Below are 19,541 nucleotides of genomic sequence, written 5' to 3'. Positions count from 1 at the left end.
TAACTGGAACAGTTGCCAAACTTCGATATTTTAATTATATCAACAGGGCGGCGCTTATGCAAGCGCCTTTCCGGAAAAATCGCTTATTTTGTGTCTCCCCGGCGAAAAGGCGGAACCGTTTTTCCGCCGGGGACGCACTGCGGAGGTCAGCGGGCGATGCGGATGGTGCCGAGTGCGACGGTTCCGGCGCCGCTGCCGGCCGGATAGTCGACGGAGATTCCGCTGACCCGGACCGGGAAGTCGAGCTGCCGGTTCTGGTCGCCGCCCCACACGCCCCGGTTGGGGGCGCCGCTTTTGCTGATGCGGAGCTGGACGGTGTGCCAGCCGGGCGTGAGCCCCTCGGTCGGCAGTGCGAACTGGAAGGTTTCGCCGCTCTTGTCGGCGAGACGCAGGTTGACGCGCCGTCCTTCGAAGTTTTCGGGGATCAGCAGCTCGACATCGAATCGGGCGGAGTCGAATTCGTCGATGGGCGGCAGCGGGTTCCGGAATGAGAATTCGAGCCAGCGCGCCTTGGCGGCGTCCCAGTTGAGGCGCAGCGCCTGCCTGCCGCCGGCCTCCTCCACGGTCGCGGACTGCCCGCGCGCGGCGGCCTGCCCGACGATGACCGGAGCTGTTGCGGTGTCGGCCAGCAGCTCTCCGGCATCGAACGCGGTCGGCGTGAAATCGACCTTGCCGATCCAGAGTTCGCCGTCGCCCTCCTTGCGGTTGAAGTCGATGGACATGCCGGTGACTCTGGCCGGGAAGTCGATTTTACCGTTCTTTTGCGCGCCCCACGAATTCCGGTTGGTGTCCGTCAGCCGGCAGCGGATGGTCTGCCGGCCGGGCTTGAGCTGGTCGTTCGGCAGCTGGTACTGGAGCGTTTCTCCCTGCGAATCCGTGACGCGGAGATTGAATTTCCCGATCGCCGCGTTGTCGGGGACAAATACATCCACCGCAAGCTCCCCGTCCCGGAATTCCGGGAGTGCGACCGGCTGACTGAGGCTGAATTCGAGATAGTTGGCCGCCGCGCAGTTCCACTTCGCATGGAGCATCGGGCGGCCGTCGGGACTTTCGGACGCGGTCACCGACTGCTGCCGGTTGTCGGACTGGTTGACCCGCAATGCGACCGGTCCGGCTCCCGGGTCGAACACCGTGGCGGCAAAGCCGAATACAGGCAGCAGAAAAGCGGCGGCGAAAAGCGAACGGTTCATAAAACACCTCCCAGGTTGCTGATATGGAATATACCGCCGGAACGGCCCGGAGTCAAGCCGGGACTCGGACAGGACGGATTGCTTCGCCGGTCTGCGCCTGCACGTCACTGTTTCCGATTGTGCAGCGGGGACTTCCCGAACCTTTTCCGGTTTAAATGCAGCCGGCAAATGCCCCGGCTTCCACTATAATGTTACCAACCCGACAAACAGCGGAGGCTGCCAGGCGCCGTACCAGTGGTTTTATTGACCAGAGATATGAAAAACGCCGCGGCGAATCAGATTCGCCGCGGCGCTGCCGTTCCGTAACGGAGATCAGACGAGGTGCTTGAGCATATTGAGCAGCACGCCCGCCGCAACCGCCGAACCGATCACGCCGGAGACGTTCGGTCCCATCGCGTGCATCAGCAGGAAGTTCTGCGGATTCGCCTCGAGACCGACCTTGTTCGCCACGCGCGCCGCCATCGGCACCGCGGAGACGCCGGCCGCGCCGATCAGCGGGTTGATCTTCTCCTTGCTGAAGAGATTCATGATCTTCGCGAAGATCACGCCCGCGGCGGTGCCGATGCTGAACGCCACTGCGCCGAGCAGCAGGATGCCGAGCGTCTGGATCGACAGGAACTGGTCCGCCGAAAGCTTCGAACCGACCGCGATGCCGAGGAAGATCGTGACGATGTTGATCAGCGCGTTCTGGGCGGTCTGGTTCAGGCGTTCGACCACGCCGCACTCACGCATCAGGTTGCCGAACATCAGCATGCCGATCAGCGGAGCCGCGTCCGGCAGCAGGAAGGCGCAGAGCAGCGTGATCAGGAGCGGGAAGCAGATCTTCTCAAGCTTGCCGACTGTGCGCAGCTGGCTCATCTTGATCTTGCGCTCGTTCTCCGTCGTGCAGAGCTTCATGATCGGCGGCTGGATGATCGGCACCAGCGCCATGTAGCTGTAAGCCGCCACCGCCACCGCACCGAGCAGTTTCGGGGAGAGCTTGCTGGTCAGGTAGATCGAGGTCGGGCCGTCCGCACCGCCGATGATGCCGATGCTGGCCGCATCGAGCATGGAGAAGTTGATCGCCGGAATGAACATGGTCAGCAGCAGAGCGCCGAGCAGCGCCGAGAAGATGCCGAACTGCGCGGCGCCGCCGAGCAGCGCGGTCTTCGGGTTCGCAAGCAGCGGGCCGAAGTCGGTCATCGCGCCGACGCCCATGAAGATCAGCAGCGGGAAGACGCCCGTGTTGATGCCGACCTCGAAGATCATGCCCTGCAGCCCGTCCGGACCGGAGATGCCGGCCAGCGGAATGTTAGCGAGCAGCGCGCCGAAGCCGATCGGCAGCAGCAGCAGCGGCTCGAACTCCTTCACGATCGCGAGGTAGATCAGCACGAGAGCGACGAACATCATCAGCACGCGGCCGAGGCCGAGAATCCAGGTCGAGCTGAAATCGGTGCTGCTCTGGTTGATGAGGTCATAGATGCCGGTGCTCTGCCAGAGCCCCTTGATCGCGGCGCCCCACTCCGGCAGGTCGCCGCTCGAAGCGGTTGCGTTGTCAACCGAATCGTGCACAAGCTCAACCGGCTGGAATTCGGCGATGACCATGCCCGGCTCGATTTTTGCCGACGGGAAGAACGCCTTGTTCAGCGCGGAGACTTTGGCCGAAATATCGATTTTGACCTTGCCCTTGCTGCGCCCTTCCGGAACCACGACCATCATTTCGCGGCCCGGAGTGACCTTCTGGTTCGCGGCGATGGTCAGCGAGTTGACGATGCCCGGCTTCGGCCATTCATAGACCAGATAACGCATGCCGGTCGACGGCTGGACATACCAGCCGAAGAGCGCGTCGCTCGAAGTCATGATCTTCTGCGCGCCGTAGGGCAGCGTGAGCGTGGAGGCCGGAACGGCCTTCTGCACCGCGGCCTGCGCGGTGTCGATGGTGGTTTTCGCCGCCGGAACGCTCGGCTCCGGAGCGGCCATCAGCATCCCCGCGAACAGCGCGAGGCAGACGGCGGAAAAAAGCTTGACTTTTCGCATTCTGTTACTTCTCCTCGATCATCACGAGCGTGTCGCCCGCGGCCACCACCTGGGAGGTCGAGACGTTGATTTCACGGATGACGCCCGCCTTCGGGGCCTTGACTTCGGTTTCCATCTTCATGGCTTCCATGACGAGGATCACGTCATCGGCGGCGACTTCCTCGCCGACCTCAACCATGATCTTCATGACCGTGCCCGGCAGCGGAGCCGGCAGCGCGGTCGCCGCGCCGGAGGCGGCCGGAGCGGCAGCGGCGGTCGCGGTCGCAATGCCTTCCGAAACCTTGACCGTGAAGCTCTTGCCGTTGACGGTCGCCGTGTAGGCGTCGCCGGCGGCGTTCAGTTCGACCGCGACATTCTTGCCGTCGACATTGGCCGTGTAGGCTCCGCCCTTCGCGGCGGCGGCCTTCGGCTTGTCGGCTTCCTTGTAGCGGATGCCCATCGGCTTGTCGCCCTGCAGGTATTTGAGGCCCTTCTCGCCGCAGGCCGCGACGATGAAGATGTTCTCTTCGGTGACCGGCAGGCCGGCCTTCTCAAGCAGTTCGGTATTGTATTTGACGCCGAGCTTCGGATTGCGGTTGTTGATGTCGACCACGGCTTCGGTGGTCGGCTCGAGGCCGAGCTGCTCGCTGGCCAGCTTGACGATTTCCGGATCCGGCGCGACCGGGGTCTTGCCGAAGTAGCCGAGCACCATCTTGCCGTAGCCGTTCTTGTCGATGACCTTCCAGCGGCCCTGCATCGCATTCGAGAACGCCTGCTGGAAATAGAACTGGCTGACCGGGGTGACCGAGGTTCCGAAACCGCCCTTTGCGACGACTTCGCGCATCTCGGCGATGCAGTCGTCGTATTTGTCGAGGATGTTGTTGTCGCGCATCATCTGGGTGTTGGCCGTCAGAGCGCCGCCCGGCATCGGGCTGAAGATGATTTTCGGGGAGACCTGCATCGATTCCGGCGGCATGAAGTATTTGTCCATGCACTTCTCGAACACCTTTTCGGCGTTGAGGATCTTCTCCGGGTCGATGTCGAGCGTGTAGTCGGTGCCGCGCAGTCTCTGGTACATCACGAGGATGTCCGCCTCGCAGGTGCCGCCGGAGAGCGGGCTCATCGCAAGGTCGATCACGTCGGCGCCGGCTTCGATCGCCGCCATGTTGCAGCTGACCGCCATGCCCGCGGTATCGTGGGTGTGGAACGAAATGCTCTTGCGGTTGTCGCCCTTGAATTCGGCATCGAGAATTTCACGCGCCTGCTTGATCGTCTCGTAGACGGTCTTCGGGGTCGAGGTGCCGGAGGCGTCCTTGAACGCGAGGCTGTCGAAGGCCATCCCGCTGGCGAGAATCTCCTTCAGGCGGTCGATGTAGAATTTCGGCGTGTGCGCATACGTTTCGTTGAGGTTCGGGGCGAGGCCCATCATGGTGACGGTCGCCTGGTGCTTGAGGCCGTACTGCGTGATGTACTTGCCGGAGGCGGTCAGGTTGCGCACGTCGTTCAGAGCGTCGAAGTTGCGGATGGTGGTGATGCCGTGCTTCTTGAAGAGTTTCGCGTGCAGTTCGATGATGTCGCTCGACTGCGAGGAGAGGCCGACCACATTGACGCCGCGGGCGAGGGTCTGGAGATTCACGTTCGGGCCGACCACTTCGCGGCAGCGGTCCATCATTTCGAACGCATCTTCCTGGCAGTAGAAATAGAGGCTCTGGAAGCGGGCTCCGCCGCCGATTTCGATATAATCGATCCCGGCCTTGACCGCCGCATCGAGCGCGGGCAGGAAATCATCGGTCTTGACACGGGCGCCGAGGCAGGACTGGAAGCCGTCACGGAACGAGCAATCCATGAACTTGATTTTCTTCATCTTCTTACGATTCTCCGTTATGATTGATATAGAAATATGGATGAATATTTACTTGGAACGGGCGGCTTCGACCGCTGCGGCCGCGATCGCCGCGAGCTGGGCGTCGTCGCCGGAAGCGGCGGCGGGTTTCTTTTTGGCGGGGGCCTTCGGCGGCGGCTCGAGCATGCCGGCGAAGGGGGCGAGCGCCCGTTTCAGGAGGTTCATGGCGATGATCATGACCACGAGGAAGACATAAACTACCCCCATGCCCAGAAGCATCAGCTTGAAGCCGTTACCCAACAGAGTCCAATCCATTTTCTTTATTCCTTGGGTTGTTTGTAATGGTACGAATGCCTGAGTGCTTTTATTTTCAATTGATCCCAATCTACCGACTTCCGGTCGATCTTCACGTCTCCGCAGCTGAATGCGAACTCGGCGCCGTTCTCCTCGAACAGCATGCCGCCGTCTTCCAGAATTCTGCGGAACACGCCGGTATGCTCCTTCCCGAGCGGATCCGTCAAAGTCAGCGTTTCGCCGACCAGAAGATTCGCTTCCATCCATTCGCGGATAACGAACCCGGCGCTATTTAAATAGATAATATAGTATCGAATCAGCCTTTCTGCCAGTTTTTTTGAGAAAAAATCGAGATTAAATTCCCGGTTTGTCTCCGCCAGAAGGGAGGTGGCGGGCTGGTCGATGGCTTTGAGCGCATCGGACGGCAGGTTCACATTGATGCCGATTCCGGAGACGACGGCGGTTACCCGGCCGTTCTCGATCCGGGCGCTTTCGCTCAGCAGCCCGGCGAGTTTGCGGTTTTCGACATAGATGTCGTTCGGCCATTTCAGGTAGGCGGGAAGCTCCGGCGCCAGTTCCCGCAGGAGCGACAGCGCGGCCACCCCGAGCAGGCACCCCGCATGGAATCCGTCCTCAAGGCGCTTGAGGAGAATGCTGCCGGTGAAATTGATTCCGGGCGGGGAGAGCCAGCTTCGGCCGCGCCTGCCGCGCCCTGCCGTCTGGCGCCGGGCGACGACGAGCGTGCCGTCGGGCAGATCGTCGAAGTGTTCCCTCGCATAGGTGTTGGTGGAGTCGACTTCGTCGAGGATGAGGAGATTCGGCTGAATGGAGTCGGGCATGGAATTTTTTCTCCGGCAGTCAGATGCGGCGCAAAAAAGCGCGCCGGCGTGTTTAAAAAAGAAAGGAGGCAAAGCGCCTCCCTTTTATCATCTCCGTGCAGAACCGGGAACGCGGCGGTCAGACCCGGCCGTCGCCGGCGATCTCCTTGTTCTGGAAAATGGCCACCGCCCACATCGAGCAGATCGACACGTAAAGCACGACGTAGACCAGACTGTCCACCACATAGCTGAACGGGATCGGCCGGTTGACTGCGACCGCGTCCGCCAGCCAGAAATACTGCCAGTTCGGCAGGACGGCATAGCAGAACTGGAAGAGGGCGTTCAGCAGCTCCGAGTCGGTCTGGCGCTGGAACAGGTAGCTCGAGACCAGCCCGAGGAAAAATACGGTCGTGCAGAGTGACAGGTTCGCCACGATGTCGAGCCGTGTGGCGAATACCACCGAGATGGTCGACATGGCGATGACGGCGAAATTCAGCAGCACGAGGGCATAGCTGAGGTCGGTCAGCGAGACGGTCGGCCGCTCCTGGGTCAGGATGCAGACGGCCGTGATGATCGGAATCAGCAGCGTGGCCGCATACGTGCTGATCTCCGGGAAGGAGCTGCCGCGCCAGAAGTTGAAGATCATGCCGACCGCGCAGATCGCGATCAGGACTCCGTAGTAGGAGAAAAAGATCGTCATGTCGAACCGGAACTGGTCGGTCGCGATGAAAACGGAGGTGATGGTCGCAAGGTTGCAGAGCAGCGTGAACAGCGTGACCGCCGCGCCGATGCCGGTGATCTTGCCGAGGATGAACGTCCAGCGGTAGACCGGTTTCGAAAGCAGCAGAAGCACGGTTCCGTTGCGCATTTCGCGCGCTACGGTGTGCGATGCGCAGAGCACGGCGACGATGAGCCCGAAGATGAGCCCTGTCGCCATGGAGCTGTCGACCACGAGCTTCAACTGCTCGGAGAAGACGAAAAGCGCCGCTGACGGATAACTGCCGATCAGAATCAGCCCCGCGAGCAGCATCAGGAAGTAGATCGGCTCGCGGACCGACTCCTTGAAGGTGTTGATACTGATCTTGAAATAGTTGAACATGCGTAATCCCTATTCCGCGGTTGCCGGCTCCTGCGCCTCCGGAGCCTTGGCCTCCGGAGCCTGAGCGGCGGGCGCCGGATCGAATTCGACGAGCTCCTCCTCCACCGCCGCGACTTCATCCTCGGCGGGCGCTTCGGTCTGGGCGACCGGCTTGAGCTGCTCGGCCCTGGTCCGCGGCGTCGGGCGCAGGAATTTGCCCTTGCTCATAAGCTCTTCGCGCAGCTTTTTGTAGTCGCCGGAGAGGTTGCTGAGGCTCAGCAGCAGCGTGGTCTCCTCCGCAATCCGGTTCCAGTCGTCGCCTTCGATGCGGACGATCGGAATGCTGCGGTCGAGCAGCTTGACGAACTTGGGCTGGACGTAACGGTCGTCGCCGAGCACGACGATGCGGCGCGGATTCAGGAACTGGACGAACTGCTGCAGGCTCTTTTCGGGAATTTCATACGCCGGCCCCTTGGCCTGAACATAGATGATTTTCTGGTCTTTGCTCTCCGGCGTCGGCAGCAGCAGGTAGGGCTGGCGGCTTTCGTAGAGGATCAGCTCCGCCATGAGCCGCGGGCTTTTGTAGTTTCCGGCCATGACGAGTGTGACCACATCGCGCTTCGGGCCGTTGGCGAACCACGGAGCGGCGTACGCTCCGGCCGCGACGACCAGTGCCAGAAGAATGAGGCCGGACTTCAGAACTTTCGATATGCCCATTTGCGAAATCTCCCTTTATCTGTAACAACGATGCCAATTCCAGAGAAATAAACTCCAAGCTGCTTAAAATATAACCGGATTTGGTGGACAAGCAAATAAAAATCGCGCCGAACTTCAAAAAAAAACCGTATTTTACTTGAAGAATCCGAAAAAAACTGCATTTTAAAGATATGGACGGAATCTCCGGCCGGTCTTGCCGGCGGAAATGACGGGGCTTCCGGCCGGAACCGCAGTCGTTTATTGTCGTTTTTTTGGATAAGAGTCAGTTTGATGATAACAAATATATTTCCCGGCGCAGGGAACGGCCAGGCGCGGGCCGCTGTGTTCATGAGCGGAACCGGCACCAATGCCGAGGCGCTGTTCCGCTACCATGCCGGGCATCCGGAGTGCCGTTTTGTCCCGGCGCTGATCGTCACCGACGCGCCGGAGCACAGCCGCGCGCGGGAACTCGCCGCCGCATGGAACATTCCGCTGGTCGAGCATGACATCCGGGCGTTTTACGCCGCCCGCGGCGAGACGGCGATCTCGCTTGTCTCCGAACGGCGCCGCGCCATCCGTTCCGAATGGACCGAGGCGCTGCGGGAACTCGTCCTGCCGTGGAAGATCGATTTCGGCGTGCTGGCCGGTTTCGTTCCGCTCTGCAACATCACGGCCGACCTGCCGTGCCTGAATGTTCACCCCGGAGACCTCACGGTGGAAACGGACGGCCGCCGGATTCTGGCCGGGCTTCATTTCAAGCCGGTGGAGACCGCGATTCTGGCCGGGCATCCGGCGCTGCGCAGCAGTGTGATTCTCGCCCAGCCGTTCGAGGGCAGCGGGGAAGCCGAGATGGATTCCGGGCCGGTTCTCGGCGTCTCCCGCCCGATGCCGGTCGAGCTCTGCGGGGAGTCCCCGGAGGCGCTTGCCGCGATTCAGGCCGGCCGTTCGCGGGCTCCGTACCGGGACCGGCTGCGCGAAGTGGCGGCTCACAACCTGGAGCGGCTGAAGCTGTGCGGCGACCATGTCGTTTTTCCGCGCGTGGCTGACGATTTCGCGGCGGGCCGCTTCGGGCTCGACGGCGGGCGGCTCTGTTTCCGGGAGGCCGGGCAGTGGCGTCCGGTCCGCACCGTGGAATACGGCGAGGACGGCAGGAGGCTGCTGTCATGACGAAAGAACGGCACATCTTCCGCAGCGGACGGCGCCGGCTTCGGCTGCTGATCCTTCCGGCGGTGCTGCTGGCGGCTGCCGGCGGCGGCGTCTGGTTCTGGTTCGAACACTCCCCGGCCCGCGCCGTGGAGCGCATGCTGCTTTCAATCAAGGGGCTTGAGGCGGAACAGGTGGAAGAGCAGTCGCCGGACCGGATTCTGATCCGGCGCATCTCGTATCGCGCGGACGACGGAGTCGCCGCCGGCTGCGAAGGGCTCGAGATCGGCCTCGATGCGAACGGCGTGCCGCGTTCGGTATCCGCCGCGGGCGTCGAGATCGGACGGATCACGCAGCTTCTGCCGCTGGTGGCCGGGGCGGCGCGCCGGGGAACGCTGCCCGCCGAGTTTTCGGTTACCGGCTCTTTCCGGCGGAAGGCCAGGAAAGGGGATTTTGCGTTTGAATTCAAGTGGATGCGCCGCCCGGACGGTGATTTCGACATCGAGTTTTCGATGCCGGACCCGGGGCTGGCCGCGAGCGGCAGCTACCGTCCGCAGACAGGCGCCGCCGAACTGAGATTGCGGGGGCGGGCGACGACGGAACTGCTCGAACTGGTCGAGAGCCGCATTCCCGCAGAGGTCGCGCTTTCGGGGGCGTTCGATGTCGACGGAGTTCTCAAGCTGGATTTCGGCAGGCCCGACCCGGTCCGCTCCTTTGAGGGCGAACTTGCCTTTTCGGAAGGGACTGCCGTGTCCGGGGGCGTCTGGGAGATTTCCCCGGGCAGGCGGGCGGTGTTCCGCTGGTACGGCGCGGAGCGGCCGTGGGAGGTCGCACTGCCGGAGACCTCGCTGCGGCGCCCGCTGGAGCTGCCGCTCGGTGCGCTGACCGTGACCGGGGGCGCCGATTCCGTCATCCGGTTTTCGGTCGTGAACGCTCCGCCGGTCGGGGAGATGACCGGCGTCATGCGGATCGACGGCCATTACGACCGGGGGGACGGCAGCTGGATGTTCCGCCAGTCCGAAAGTTCGGACCGGGCGGTCCGCTGGAGCGGTGAGCTGCCGTGCGGAGAATTCAACTGCATCTGGCGTTCGCCGCGGATTTCCGGCGGCGGCTCCCGTTCGCACGGCAGCATCGATTTTTCGTTCGGCTTCGAGTCGGTGAAGTTCCGGGCGCCGGGGAGCCAGCAGGAGCTGGCCGCGCTGCCGGGGACGCTGACCGGCAGCTGGAATTTCGATTACGACAATCCGGAGGCTTCGAGTTTCGAGCTCTCCGGCCTGCTGAAGAGTTCGAAGCTCGAATGGCCGAATCCGGAGAGCGCCTGGAGCGCATCATCGGCGCTGGTCTCCTTCCGCTTTTCCCGGCAGACGGGGGAGCGGGAGGCAATGCTGGTTCTGGAGCCGGAGCTCGGCGGGGTCAACCTTTACGGCGGCGGCGTGCCGAAGCTGAAGCTCGAGGGATTTTCGGGCCGGTTCAACTCCACGTTCGATCCGGCCGCTGCGGAGCGCATGCCGCTGCGGGTCGAAGGCGCCGTTGAAGTGCGGCGTGTGAATCCGGTCCGTTCCATGTTCGGCGCCGGGGAGTTCCGGGATCTGCGCTTCTCCGGCTATGCGGAGCTGTCGCCGGCCTGGCTGGTTCAGGGATTCCGGGCGGCGGGCGGCGCGGAAAACGCGCTTTTCCGTTATTCCGAATGCGAGATTTCCGCCGCGATGCCGGTTTTCGAGCTGAGGTTCGACCGCAACGCGATCACGCCCGGCGACAATTTTCTGGGCCGCATGGATACGGGGCGGCTGACGCTTTCCGCACTGGGCGGAACCTTTTCGGTGCCGAAGGCGCATGCGGCCTGGAGCAGTGAGCTGCGGGAAGCAGAGCTTCTGCCCGAGCGGTGGACGGCGCTGCTCGAATTGCCGGCCGGAACGGTCGGCAGCCACGACCTCGAAGGCAGTTTTCAGGCGCTGTCGAGCCGGGTTTCGTTCGATCACTCGCAGGTCGGCGCTCTGGAGGCGAAACTGACCGGCTTCGAGGCGCGTCTGGGGGAACAGCCCGCTGTCCGGCAGCTCAGGGCCGGAGAACAGGTGCTGGTGTTCAACCGGGACAAGGAGGGCGGCAGCGGCCGCTTCTCCTTCTCGGACGGAAGCTTTTCCGAGAGCGGTTTCGGGGCGGAGCAGGTTTCCGCGGCGATTCCGCTGGTGTGGCGGGACGGCGCGGTGACCGGGAACGGTTCGTTCCGGGCCGGGTCGGTCACGGTTCCCGGCGGCCTGCTGAAGAGCGCCTCCGGCGATGTGCGGTTTGAAGGGGGAACCTTCCGCCTGGCCGGGCAGGCGGCTTCGCCGTTCTGGCCGGAGGGCGCTCTGCTCTGGACCGGTGAGTTTTCGTGGGGGAAGCAGTGGCGCGCCTCCGGCGACTTTTCTCTGAAGCCGACCACGCTTTCGGCGCCGTTGCCGCTCGGCGGAATCCTGCCCGCGGCCGCGGGCTTGTCGCTCAAGGGCGGCCTGGCCGGAAAAGGGACGTTCGAATTTCTGCCTGCCCGCACGGAGTGGAGCTGCGAATTCACTCCGGCGGACGCTTCGCTCTCCGGCAACGGTCTGGCGCTAGCACGGCTCTCCGGGACGCTGCGGCTGCCGGGCGGCGGTGCCCGGAGCCGGAATTCCGGCGGAGAATTCCGGTTCGGCGAGGCGAAGCTCGACGATGTTGCGATCCGGAACGGTTCGCTTTCGTTCCGGCTGCTCCGGCCCGAGGAGTGCGATATTTTAAGCGCCGGCGGCACGGTGTGGGGCGGCCGGGCGCGGCTCGCCGCCCCCTTCACGCTTCGCGCCGGTACGGAGGCTGCGGACGCCGGGATCGTGGTCCGCGGCCTGGAGTGGGCCGGTCTGCTGCGGAGCCTCGGCCTCCCCGGAGACCTGATCGACGGCCGCGCGGACGGCACCTTGTTCTGGCGGATTCATGCCGACGGGCGGCCCCCGGCGCTGGCGTCGGCGGAATTGACTGCGGCTGCCGGAGGCAAACTGAAGCTTGAAGCGCTGGAACCGTTCGTGCAGGCCGGTTCTTCCGGGTCGGCGGCGCGCCAGCGCATTCTGCTGAATCTGCTGCGCGATTTCAACAGCCGCAGTTTGCGGCTCCGCCTGGAGGAGGCGTCCGGCGGCGGCTGGCTGCTGAGTCTGTCGGCGGCCGGGAGGCCCGGGCAGCTTCAGATCCGTGATGAGAACTACCGGCGGCTGATCCGTTCCGTGGATCCGGCCGCGTTCGGGCTGGACGGGGAAATCGAGTTCACCGTCAATTACCGGATCCCCGGCAAGAAAGAGGCAAAGGAGAAGAAGTGAATCTGAATTTGGAAGCATATATCCAGCGCAAAATGAGCCGGTTCCTGGACGGGCCGGAGACATTTCAGTTCAATGCGCTTCGGAATGGAACGCAGCGGAAATACCGTTCCAGCTCGCTGGCGCTCTTCGCGTGGTTTATCGGGATCACGCGCCTCTTCCTTTCTCCGGTCGGCTTCTATCTGCTGCCCGTGGTCGCGATGCTGGTCGCCTATGCTTCCGTGGCGATGGATGCTCCCATGCGGTTCATGGTCCTGATCTTCCTCGCGGTGTTTCTGGTCGAGCTGTCCCTCGGCTTCTGGTATCGGCCGCGCGTCGATCTCGTCCGGCTGATGCCGGACCGGGTGCGCGCGAAATCGACCTTCAAGGTCCATTTCATCCTGCGCAACCGGCGCAAATTCCCGGCCTGGGACCTCTGTGCGGACCCGTTCAATTATTCGTCCGGGCTCACGATCGAAAAGCATGCCGCGGTCGGCGTGTTGCCTCCCAGGGCGGAAGTCAAGCTCGAAAGCGTGGTTTATGCGAAGCGGCGCGGGCGCTATCTGATTTACACGACCCGGGTCGAGTCCCGTTTCCCGTTCAACCTGATCAAGTGGAGCTGCCGCTGGCGCAGCGACGCCCGGCTGCTGGCGGTCTATCCGGCTTTCACCTCGCTGTCGAAATTCACCCTTCCGCTCGGGGCCCGGAATCAGGCGGAGGGGATGGCGCGTTATTCGAAAATCGGCGAGTCGATGGAGCTTATGGGGGTGCGCGACTATCGCGACGGCGACGACATCCGGCGAATCGACTGGCCCGGAACCGCCCGGCTCGGCTCCTTCGTGGTCAAGGAGTTCGAAGAGGATGAGCTCAAGCGGATCGCGCTGGTGACCGATACGTATGTGCCGCCTGTGAAGTTCTGGAAGCTCCACCGCACGCCGCGGGAATCCGAGCACCTCGAAGCGGCCCTGGAGCTGACGGCGGCGCTGGCCGAATACCTTTCGCGCGGCGAAGCCGCCGTCGAACTGTTTGCCGTGGGTCCCGAGGTGCATCGGCTCGAAACCGGCCGGGGCACCACGAGTTTCGATGCCGTGTGCGATATCTTAAGCGGCATCGATGCGTCCCCGGTTCCGGCGCTGGCGCAGCTCGAAGCCGACGTGTTCCGCGATCTCTCCGAGGTCGGCGGCGCCGTAGTGGTCCTGATCGGGGACGACGACGACCGCCGGAAGTTTGTGGAGAAACTGCGCGAGAGCGGCGTTTCCCTCCGGGTGTTTCTGATTACCGACGAGCCGGCCGCGGACCTGCCGCCCGACTGGTTCGCGCTTTCTCCGAAAGCGGTGCGGACCGGCATGGTGAGGGAGCTGTAAGATGGATCAATCCAGAAAAATCGTATTGTGGTCGGCGGCGATTCTGCTGCCGGCGGCGTTCTACTTCAGCGCGATTGCGGATCTGCCGCACATCACGGTCATCACGATCATCCTGCTCGTGGTCGCGTCGCTGAAATCCACCGGATGGCGGGTCAGCGACCGGTCGGTCATCTACCTGACCGTCCTCGCGATGGCGATCACGCTGTTCGGCAACTATCTCGCCCCGCTGAAGCAGGACCGGTTCGGCTTCATGGCGATCTTTTCGCGCCCGAATCTGTCGGTGCCGTTCGTGCTTTACCTGGGGGCGCTGGCGGCCGGATTCCGGCGTCGCGGGCACGCGATCGGCATGGCCGCCGCCGCCTCGATCCTCGCCTTCGGGCTCGGCGGCGACATCCGGCTCGACGGACTCGCCTCCGAACGGATGGGCGAGGTGTCGAAGCTCGTCGCGGCCTTTCCCTACTTTTTCGGCGGGACAATGACGATTGCGATTCTGGCGATCCTGTTCGGCAGCCGGTCGGGGCAGAAGAGGGCGAACTGGAAGCGTCCGGTGCTGCTGGTGTTTTCACTGACGGCGATCGTCGGACTCATCTGGCTGGAGTACTGGGGGTACCGCCAGAACGAAAACCTGTTCCGAAGTCTCGAAAACGCGCTTCTGCGGATCGGCATCCGGCAGCTTTACACCACCGGCCGGAACGCCGCGCAGTTCGGATCGACGCCGAACCTCATGACCGGCATGTCGCCGGAGTTTCTGGCCATGTCCGACCGGGTGGCGCTGCGGGCGGTCGGCGACGAGCCGCCCGGCTATCTGCGGAGCCGTTCGTTCCACCGTTACGAGCGCGGCATCTGGCACAGTTCGGAGGAGGCGCTCGGGACGCCGCTGCCCACGACGATTTCGGAGGGGTCGCTTTCGGCCGACCAGCTCTATTCGGTGATCCGCATGGAGAAAACGCCGAACGCCTGGGATATTTTTCCGGACGAGTCGCTGCAGGGCAACGTGCTGATGATTCCGGGCGATACGGTTTCGATGGCGCTGATCGCCTCCCGCGTCCTTCGTTTCCGCGACGGCCGCATCGAGGTAGAGGCGTTCGTGCGCGAGGGCGGCTATTCGGTTTTCACCGAAACCAGGGACGAGGAAAGCGCCATGCAGCTGCCGGACAAGCCCGGCAAGGAGTTTCTCGAAGTTCCGCGCGAGGTCAAGCCCGTCACCGACGGCATCGTCGAGGAGCTGAAACTTGCGAATTATCCGACCGACGCCGAACGGTTCATGAAGCTTCAGGAGTATTTCGACCGGGAGTTCAAATATTCGCTGGATTGGCAGGGGCCGAAGTCCGAACCGATCAAGGAGGGCGACTACCGGCCCCGGCGGCGGCCGGTTCCGGAGGATATGGAGCGCCGGTTCGAGCAGCGCCCGGGCTTCCGCATGGGCATGCGCACCGTGGGGCGACTGGCCGGCGGAGCCGTGAATCCGCGCCGCCGGCAGGGCCGGTTCCGGCCGCGCTGGCGGCCGAGCGACCCGGTCAAGTATTTCCTGACCGAGCACCGGCGGGCGCATTGCGAATTGTTCGCTTCGGCGACCGCGCTGATCCTGCGCAGCGCCGGAGTGCCGACGCGGTATGTGACCGGCGTGATCTGCAATGAGCGGCACCCCTCCGGCAAATACTATATCGCCCGCTACGGCAATGCGCATGCGTGGGTCGAGGCGTTCGACCGCCAGAACAAACGCTGGGTCGTCGTCGATACGACGCCGCCGAGCATTACGACGCCGGCGGCGCGCCCGGATTCGTGGCAGGAACAGCTCAGCAGCCGCGGCGATTATCTGCGGCTGGCCTGGTTCGAGGTTCTGAGCAGCCTGCGCCGCGGCCATTTCGCCGAGGGGACCATGGCCGCGCTCGCCCTCGTCTGGGAGTGGCTCCTCTATCTGGTCACGCATCCGGCCTGGGGTACGCTGGGCGGATTTGTTTTCGGTTTCCTGATCTGGATTCTGCTTTACCGCCGCAAACGGCGTCTCTCCGACCACCTGACGCCGGAGCGGCGGAAGATCCAGAAGGAATATTTCAAGCTGCTGAAGAAGCTCCGGAGGCAGAAAGTGATTCCGAAGGAGGAGGTTCCGACCGCCGCCGAGCTGCTGGCCATCGTCGACCGCCACCCGACCATGCCGCCGCCGCGGCGGATCGAGCTGACCAATTACCTGAACGGGTACCTGGTCCGGAGATATTCGACCCGCGACTGATCGCCGGGCCGCCATTCGAATGGGATTGCCATCACCGTGCATGCCGTGCGGTGATGTTTTTTTGCACCATTGCGCAACTAGTTGCTGATTTTTTTCAAACAGCTCTTGACAATGCGTGTTCTTGTTGCTATAATTAATAGCAACCAGTTGCTTGATGCATAAACGAACGGGAGCCATATGAATAGAGTGGAACAGGCCGGAAAAGGGAATGCCCCCCGCTCCGCTGCCGGTGTCATGGAACAGATCGCCGGACGGGTAGGTTGTTCTAAATCGACCGTCAGCCGGGTTCTGAGCGGAAAGGGGAAGAATTTTTCCGTCCGCCCGGAGCTCCGGGAAGCGATTCTGAGGACTGCGGACGAGCTGGAGTACCGTCCGAATCCGTTTCTGCAGATGATGCGGAGTCGGGAATCGAAAATCATTGCCGTCTTCGACCCGGTCAGGGATGCGTCGGAGACGATCCGGGAAGCGAAAGAGAGCTTTATCCGCCGGATCAGGAGCAGCGGTTACGTCGCAACCGGCAGCTATCTTCTGGAGCGTTACCGGGTGGAGGAATACACCGTGCCGTTTCCAATTGCGGGTGCGCTGCTCTTCAACATCAGCGATCCTGCGTTCCTGGCCTTTTTTGAACGGAAGGAGATTCCTTATGCCGTCGTGAACGGACTTCATCTCGACCGGGGAGTCGGCGTGCAGGTGGACGAGCGGCATTCGGCCGCCCTGATCATCGGAGCTCTGGCCGAACGCGGGCATGAGCATGTCGCCTATTACGCGGTTCATTCCGACTTCGGGGATCCCCGGCAACATTATTCGGGGGCCCTCCGCGAACGCGAGTTGCGCGAAGAGTTGCAGCGGCACGGAATCTGGCTGCCGGAAGAGGTCACCGGAATGGAGGAGGCTTCCGCCGAGCTCTTTCTGCGCCGCAGCGTGCTTGAAAACGGCGCGACGGCCGTTGTCTGCTATGATCATGTCCGGGCGGAGGAGATCGCCTATGCCGCCTGGAAGCTCGGATTGCGGATTCCCGGCGACATCAGCGTCGTCAGTTTCAGTGACAACCCGACGCTTCGCCGCATGACTCCACCGGTGAGCGCCTGTTCCTTCTCCGGTGGAGAGATGGGGGAAGTTGCCGCTCGGACCCTGCTGGAATGCCTGAATGGGGAATCCGGCGTATGTAGCCGGATTTACAAAGTCCGGGCGACGCTTGTCGAACGCGGCAGCATCGCCGCCGCCAAGGAAAAGAGGTCTCTGCTGGAGAACTGAAAAGCCGCTCTGAAGAGACCCGAACTTTCTCCCGAAATCAATCAGATGGCTGCTCTGCCCGGGATAGCTGCCATACTGTTGTATTGTCTGAAACCCAATCAAAGGAAAACTGAACGATGATGAGAGTGTTGAAATCAGCCCTTTTGCCGGCAGCCCTGTTTCTCGCCTTCTGCTGTGGCGCGGAACCGGCTCCCCTCAAGGTGTCGGACGGCAAGCTGACGGCGGCGGGCAGGGAAATCCGCCTGCGCGGCATCAACTGGGGCTGGTGGCATCTGGAGGGGACTGTTTATACCGAGGAGCATATGAGGAAACAGGCGGAATGGGGAGCGAACGTCGTCCGGCTCGCCATGACCTATACTGACATCGCGAATAAAGACGGTTCCTGGAACACGGAGCGTTTCGCCGAAGTCGATGAAGTCGTGCGGTGGGCGAAGCGGTACGAACAGTACGTGATTCTCGATATGCATGTCGCCAAGGGAGGCCAGAACAACGCCCATTATACCGACGGTGGGCGGAATCTGCTTTGGCAGGATGTGAAGCTGCAGGAGCTTCTCTGCCGTCAATGGGCCGAACTGGCCCGCCGTTACCGGGCCGAACCGGCGGTGGCCGCCTATGAGATTCTGAACGAACCCGGGACGGAACCCCGCGATCCCTCTCTTGTGGTCGCCCTGAACCGAAAGGTGATTCGGGCGATCCGTCAGGTCGACCCGGAGAAGATCATCGTCGTAAGCGGAGATGACTGGAGCAACGCTCGGAGCGTCGTTGACGAAATCCGGGTGGACGACCCCAATATCCTCTACACGTTTCACTTCTACGAAGGCGCGTTTGCCGACTCCTGGCTGGGCAACGCCGGCGAAAACGGGGACTTCCTCTCCGGCAGCCGGGAATGGACGGAATTTAAATTGCCGCTCGAAATTCCGGAAGGCATTCGGCGGATTTCGCTCCTGCTCCGTTCGGCCGACAACAGCGGTTCCGCCTGGTTCGACGACATCACATTGACTGACGAAACGGGTAAAAACATACACGGTATTTCGTTCGACGGCGGCCCCGGGGCGTTCAAGGTGGAGCGTTCCCCGGAAGCCTGCGGCGCGTATGACGCCGGGATCGGTTATGCGGCTCCCGGTAGCCTCCGTGTGAGCGGCAGCACCGGCTACAACGGTTGGATCGGCCCTAAATGGGATATCGTTCCGGGAACGTACATTCTCTCCGGCCGGATTCGGCTGGAAAATGCCACCGGCCGGACCTATCTTGCCGCTGCGCTGTTCGGGCCCGGCTCCACGAAGAACGACGACGAACTTCGCCGGAAGCTCGCCGTTCCTGCAGCATTCGCCCGGAAACACGGGGTGCCGGTTTGGGTCGGGGAGTTCGCTGTCACCCGCGACAGCGGTTCCGGCGATCATCAGGCTCGGGCCACGGAACAGCGGATCCGGCTCTTCGAGGAGTACGGTTTCCACTGGACCTACTGGAATTACCGCGAGACAACCGGACCGGACACCATGGCGCTTCTGGCGCAGAAGCCGGACGGAAGCGACTACCCCGTCAACGTCCCGTTGCTGAAGGTCCTGACTGAGGGCTGGATGCGGAATCATTCGGACCGGAACATTCATAAGGAGAAGTAAGCATGAAAAAATATTTCACCCTGATCGAACTGCTGATTGTAATTGCGATTATCGCGATTCTCGCTTCCATGCTGCTGCCCGCTCTGAATCAGGCGCGTGGACGGGCGCAGGGTATCAAATGCGTGAATACGCTGAAGAATGCCGGACTCTTCTTCGCCATTTATTCCGACACATACAAAGGGTGTCTGCCCGCAATCAACTACAACATCGGCAAGGGGTGGACCAACTGGGCCCCGACCATGGTGAAGCTCTATTACTCTTGGGAGCCGGCCAATGCGGAGGACGGAGACGCCCTGATGCGGGACGGCGGCAAAAGCGGCTTCTACTGCGAATTGAACGCTCAGCGTTTCGGTCCCGGCTGGCAGAAGGCGGTCAACTATGCCATGAACAACTGGCGAAACTCCGGATCGAACCAGCCGTATCCGCTGTCAAAATGCAAGTCGCCCTCGCGGCAACTGCTGATCAGCGAGGCGGTCGACAAGCCGGGCAGCTATGTTGACGCCACGGTCGCCTACGCGAACAACAACCGGCTGCGGTGGCCTTATCCGGTTCATCTGAATCGGGCGAATGTTCTTTTTGTGGACGGTCACGTCGTTTCCATGACACACAACGATATGGCAGCCTGCGACGTTGATCAGTTCTGGACCGGCAACAAATAGAAGAGGGAAACGGGAGGAGGACCGCCGTATATCGGGCATGCCGTATCTCCCATGTATCTATTCTA

At 62.5% G+C, this 19,541-nt stretch carries 14 protein-coding genes; 7 read left to right on the top strand and 7 right to left on the bottom strand.

What is annotated here, in order from left to right; translation table 11 throughout:
- Positions 1-146 precede the first annotated feature (146 nt).
- The 7 genes from FYJ85_RS00795 to FYJ85_RS00765 form a co-directional block, all read right to left on the bottom strand.
- Positions 147-1,190 (bottom strand): hypothetical protein, encoded by a 1,044-nt coding sequence (locus tag FYJ85_RS00795; RefSeq protein ID WP_154416672.1) that lies wholly within the window; start codon positions 1,188-1,190, stop codon positions 147-149.
- Positions 1,191-1,502: 312 nt separating this feature from the next.
- Complete coding sequence (locus tag FYJ85_RS00790; protein ID WP_418391569.1) at positions 1,503-2,699, bottom strand: sodium ion-translocating decarboxylase subunit beta; 1,197 nt, start codon at positions 2,697-2,699, stop codon at positions 1,503-1,505.
- Between the two features lie 511 nt (positions 2,700-3,210).
- Positions 3,211-5,049 (bottom strand): biotin/lipoyl-containing protein, encoded by a 1,839-nt coding sequence (locus FYJ85_RS00785; protein WP_106053133.1) that lies wholly within the window; start codon positions 5,047-5,049, stop codon positions 3,211-3,213.
- Between the two features lie 48 nt (positions 5,050-5,097).
- Positions 5,098-5,343, bottom strand: coding sequence for an OadG family protein (locus FYJ85_RS00780; RefSeq protein WP_106053132.1), 246 nt, complete (start codon positions 5,341-5,343; stop codon positions 5,098-5,100).
- Between the two features lie 5 nt (positions 5,344-5,348).
- A complete protein-coding gene (locus FYJ85_RS00775; RefSeq protein ID WP_106053131.1) occupies positions 5,349-6,161 on the bottom strand; it encodes a biotin--[acetyl-CoA-carboxylase] ligase in 813 nt (270 codons plus the stop codon).
- Between the two features lie 118 nt (positions 6,162-6,279).
- Positions 6,280-7,239, bottom strand: coding sequence for an ABC transporter permease (locus tag FYJ85_RS00770; protein WP_106053130.1), 960 nt, complete (start codon positions 7,237-7,239; stop codon positions 6,280-6,282).
- A 9-nt stretch (positions 7,240-7,248) separates the two neighbouring features.
- Positions 7,249-7,935 (bottom strand): hypothetical protein, encoded by a 687-nt coding sequence (locus tag FYJ85_RS00765; protein WP_106053129.1) that lies wholly within the window; start codon positions 7,933-7,935, stop codon positions 7,249-7,251.
- A gap of 270 nt (positions 7,936-8,205) precedes the next feature.
- On the opposite strand from FYJ85_RS00765, the gene FYJ85_RS00760 reads away from it, so the two are divergent.
- The 7 genes from FYJ85_RS00760 to FYJ85_RS00730 all read left to right on the top strand — a co-directional run bounded on the left by FYJ85_RS00760 (position 8,206) and on the right by FYJ85_RS00730 (position 19,476).
- Positions 8,206-9,081 carry a formyl transferase gene (locus FYJ85_RS00760; RefSeq protein WP_154416671.1) on the top strand — a complete coding sequence of 292 codons (876 nt, stop codon included), beginning with the start codon at positions 8,206-8,208 and terminating at the stop codon, positions 9,079-9,081.
- Positions 9,078-12,374 carry an intermembrane phospholipid transport YdbH family protein gene (locus tag FYJ85_RS00755; RefSeq protein ID WP_154416670.1) on the top strand — a complete coding sequence of 1,099 codons (3,297 nt, stop codon included), beginning with the start codon at positions 9,078-9,080 and terminating at the stop codon, positions 12,372-12,374. The genes FYJ85_RS00760 and FYJ85_RS00755 overlap by 4 nt, the downstream gene beginning before the upstream one ends.
- Complete coding sequence (locus tag FYJ85_RS00750) at positions 12,371-13,714, top strand: DUF58 domain-containing protein (RefSeq protein WP_106053126.1); 1,344 nt, start codon at positions 12,371-12,373, stop codon at positions 13,712-13,714. The genes FYJ85_RS00755 and FYJ85_RS00750 overlap by 4 nt, the downstream gene beginning before the upstream one ends.
- Position 13,715: 1 nt before the next feature.
- Positions 13,716-15,944 carry a transglutaminase-like domain-containing protein gene (locus FYJ85_RS00745; protein WP_154416669.1) on the top strand — a complete coding sequence of 743 codons (2,229 nt, stop codon included), beginning with the start codon at positions 13,716-13,718 and terminating at the stop codon, positions 15,942-15,944.
- Positions 15,945-16,121: 177 nt separating this feature from the next.
- Complete coding sequence (locus FYJ85_RS00740) at positions 16,122-17,198, top strand: LacI family DNA-binding transcriptional regulator (protein ID WP_106053124.1); 1,077 nt, start codon at positions 16,122-16,124, stop codon at positions 17,196-17,198.
- A gap of 116 nt (positions 17,199-17,314) precedes the next feature.
- A complete protein-coding gene (locus FYJ85_RS00735) occupies positions 17,315-18,817 on the top strand; it encodes a glycoside hydrolase family 5 protein (RefSeq protein WP_106053123.1) in 1,503 nt (500 codons plus the stop codon).
- 2 nt (positions 18,818-18,819) lie between these two features.
- Positions 18,820-19,476 carry a prepilin-type N-terminal cleavage/methylation domain-containing protein gene (locus FYJ85_RS00730; protein ID WP_106055692.1) on the top strand — a complete coding sequence of 219 codons (657 nt, stop codon included), beginning with the start codon at positions 18,820-18,822 and terminating at the stop codon, positions 19,474-19,476.
- Positions 19,477-19,541 lie beyond the last annotated feature (65 nt).

This window comes from Victivallis lenta, assembly GCF_009695545.1.
Classification (GTDB): Bacteria; Verrucomicrobiota; Lentisphaeria; order Victivallales; family Victivallaceae; genus Victivallis; species Victivallis lenta.
This window is presented reverse-complemented; position numbering and strand designations above follow the sequence as displayed.

What these genes read in the sequence shown, in the direction of transcription:
- FYJ85_RS00745 (WP_154416669.1), top strand. Translation starts at nt 13,716, where the DNA reads ATGGATCAATCCAGAAAAATCGTATTGTGGTCGGCGGCGATTCTGCTG.
- FYJ85_RS00785 (WP_106053133.1), bottom strand. Translation starts at nt 5,049, where the DNA reads ATGAAGAAAATCAAGTTCATGGATTGCTCGTTCCGTGACGGCTTCCAG.
- FYJ85_RS00730 (WP_106055692.1), top strand. Translation starts at nt 18,820, where the DNA reads ATGAAAAAATATTTCACCCTGATCGAACTGCTGATTGTAATTGCGATT.
- FYJ85_RS00775 (WP_106053131.1), bottom strand. Translation starts at nt 6,161, where the DNA reads ATGCCCGACTCCATTCAGCCGAATCTCCTCATCCTCGACGAAGTCGAC.
- FYJ85_RS00755 (WP_154416670.1), top strand. Translation starts at nt 9,078, where the DNA reads ATGACGAAAGAACGGCACATCTTCCGCAGCGGACGGCGCCGGCTTCGG.
- FYJ85_RS00735 (WP_106053123.1), top strand. Translation starts at nt 17,315, where the DNA reads ATGATGAGAGTGTTGAAATCAGCCCTTTTGCCGGCAGCCCTGTTTCTC.
- FYJ85_RS00795 (WP_154416672.1), bottom strand. Translation starts at nt 1,190, where the DNA reads ATGAACCGTTCGCTTTTCGCCGCCGCTTTTCTGCTGCCTGTATTCGGC.
- FYJ85_RS00740 (WP_106053124.1), top strand. Translation starts at nt 16,122, where the DNA reads ATGAATAGAGTGGAACAGGCCGGAAAAGGGAATGCCCCCCGCTCCGCT.
- FYJ85_RS00765 (WP_106053129.1), bottom strand. Translation starts at nt 7,935, where the DNA reads ATGGGCATATCGAAAGTTCTGAAGTCCGGCCTCATTCTTCTGGCACTG.
- FYJ85_RS00760 (WP_154416671.1), top strand. Translation starts at nt 8,206, where the DNA reads ATGATAACAAATATATTTCCCGGCGCAGGGAACGGCCAGGCGCGGGCC.
- FYJ85_RS00770 (WP_106053130.1), bottom strand. Translation starts at nt 7,239, where the DNA reads ATGTTCAACTATTTCAAGATCAGTATCAACACCTTCAAGGAGTCGGTC.
- FYJ85_RS00780 (WP_106053132.1), bottom strand. Translation starts at nt 5,343, where the DNA reads ATGGATTGGACTCTGTTGGGTAACGGCTTCAAGCTGATGCTTCTGGGC.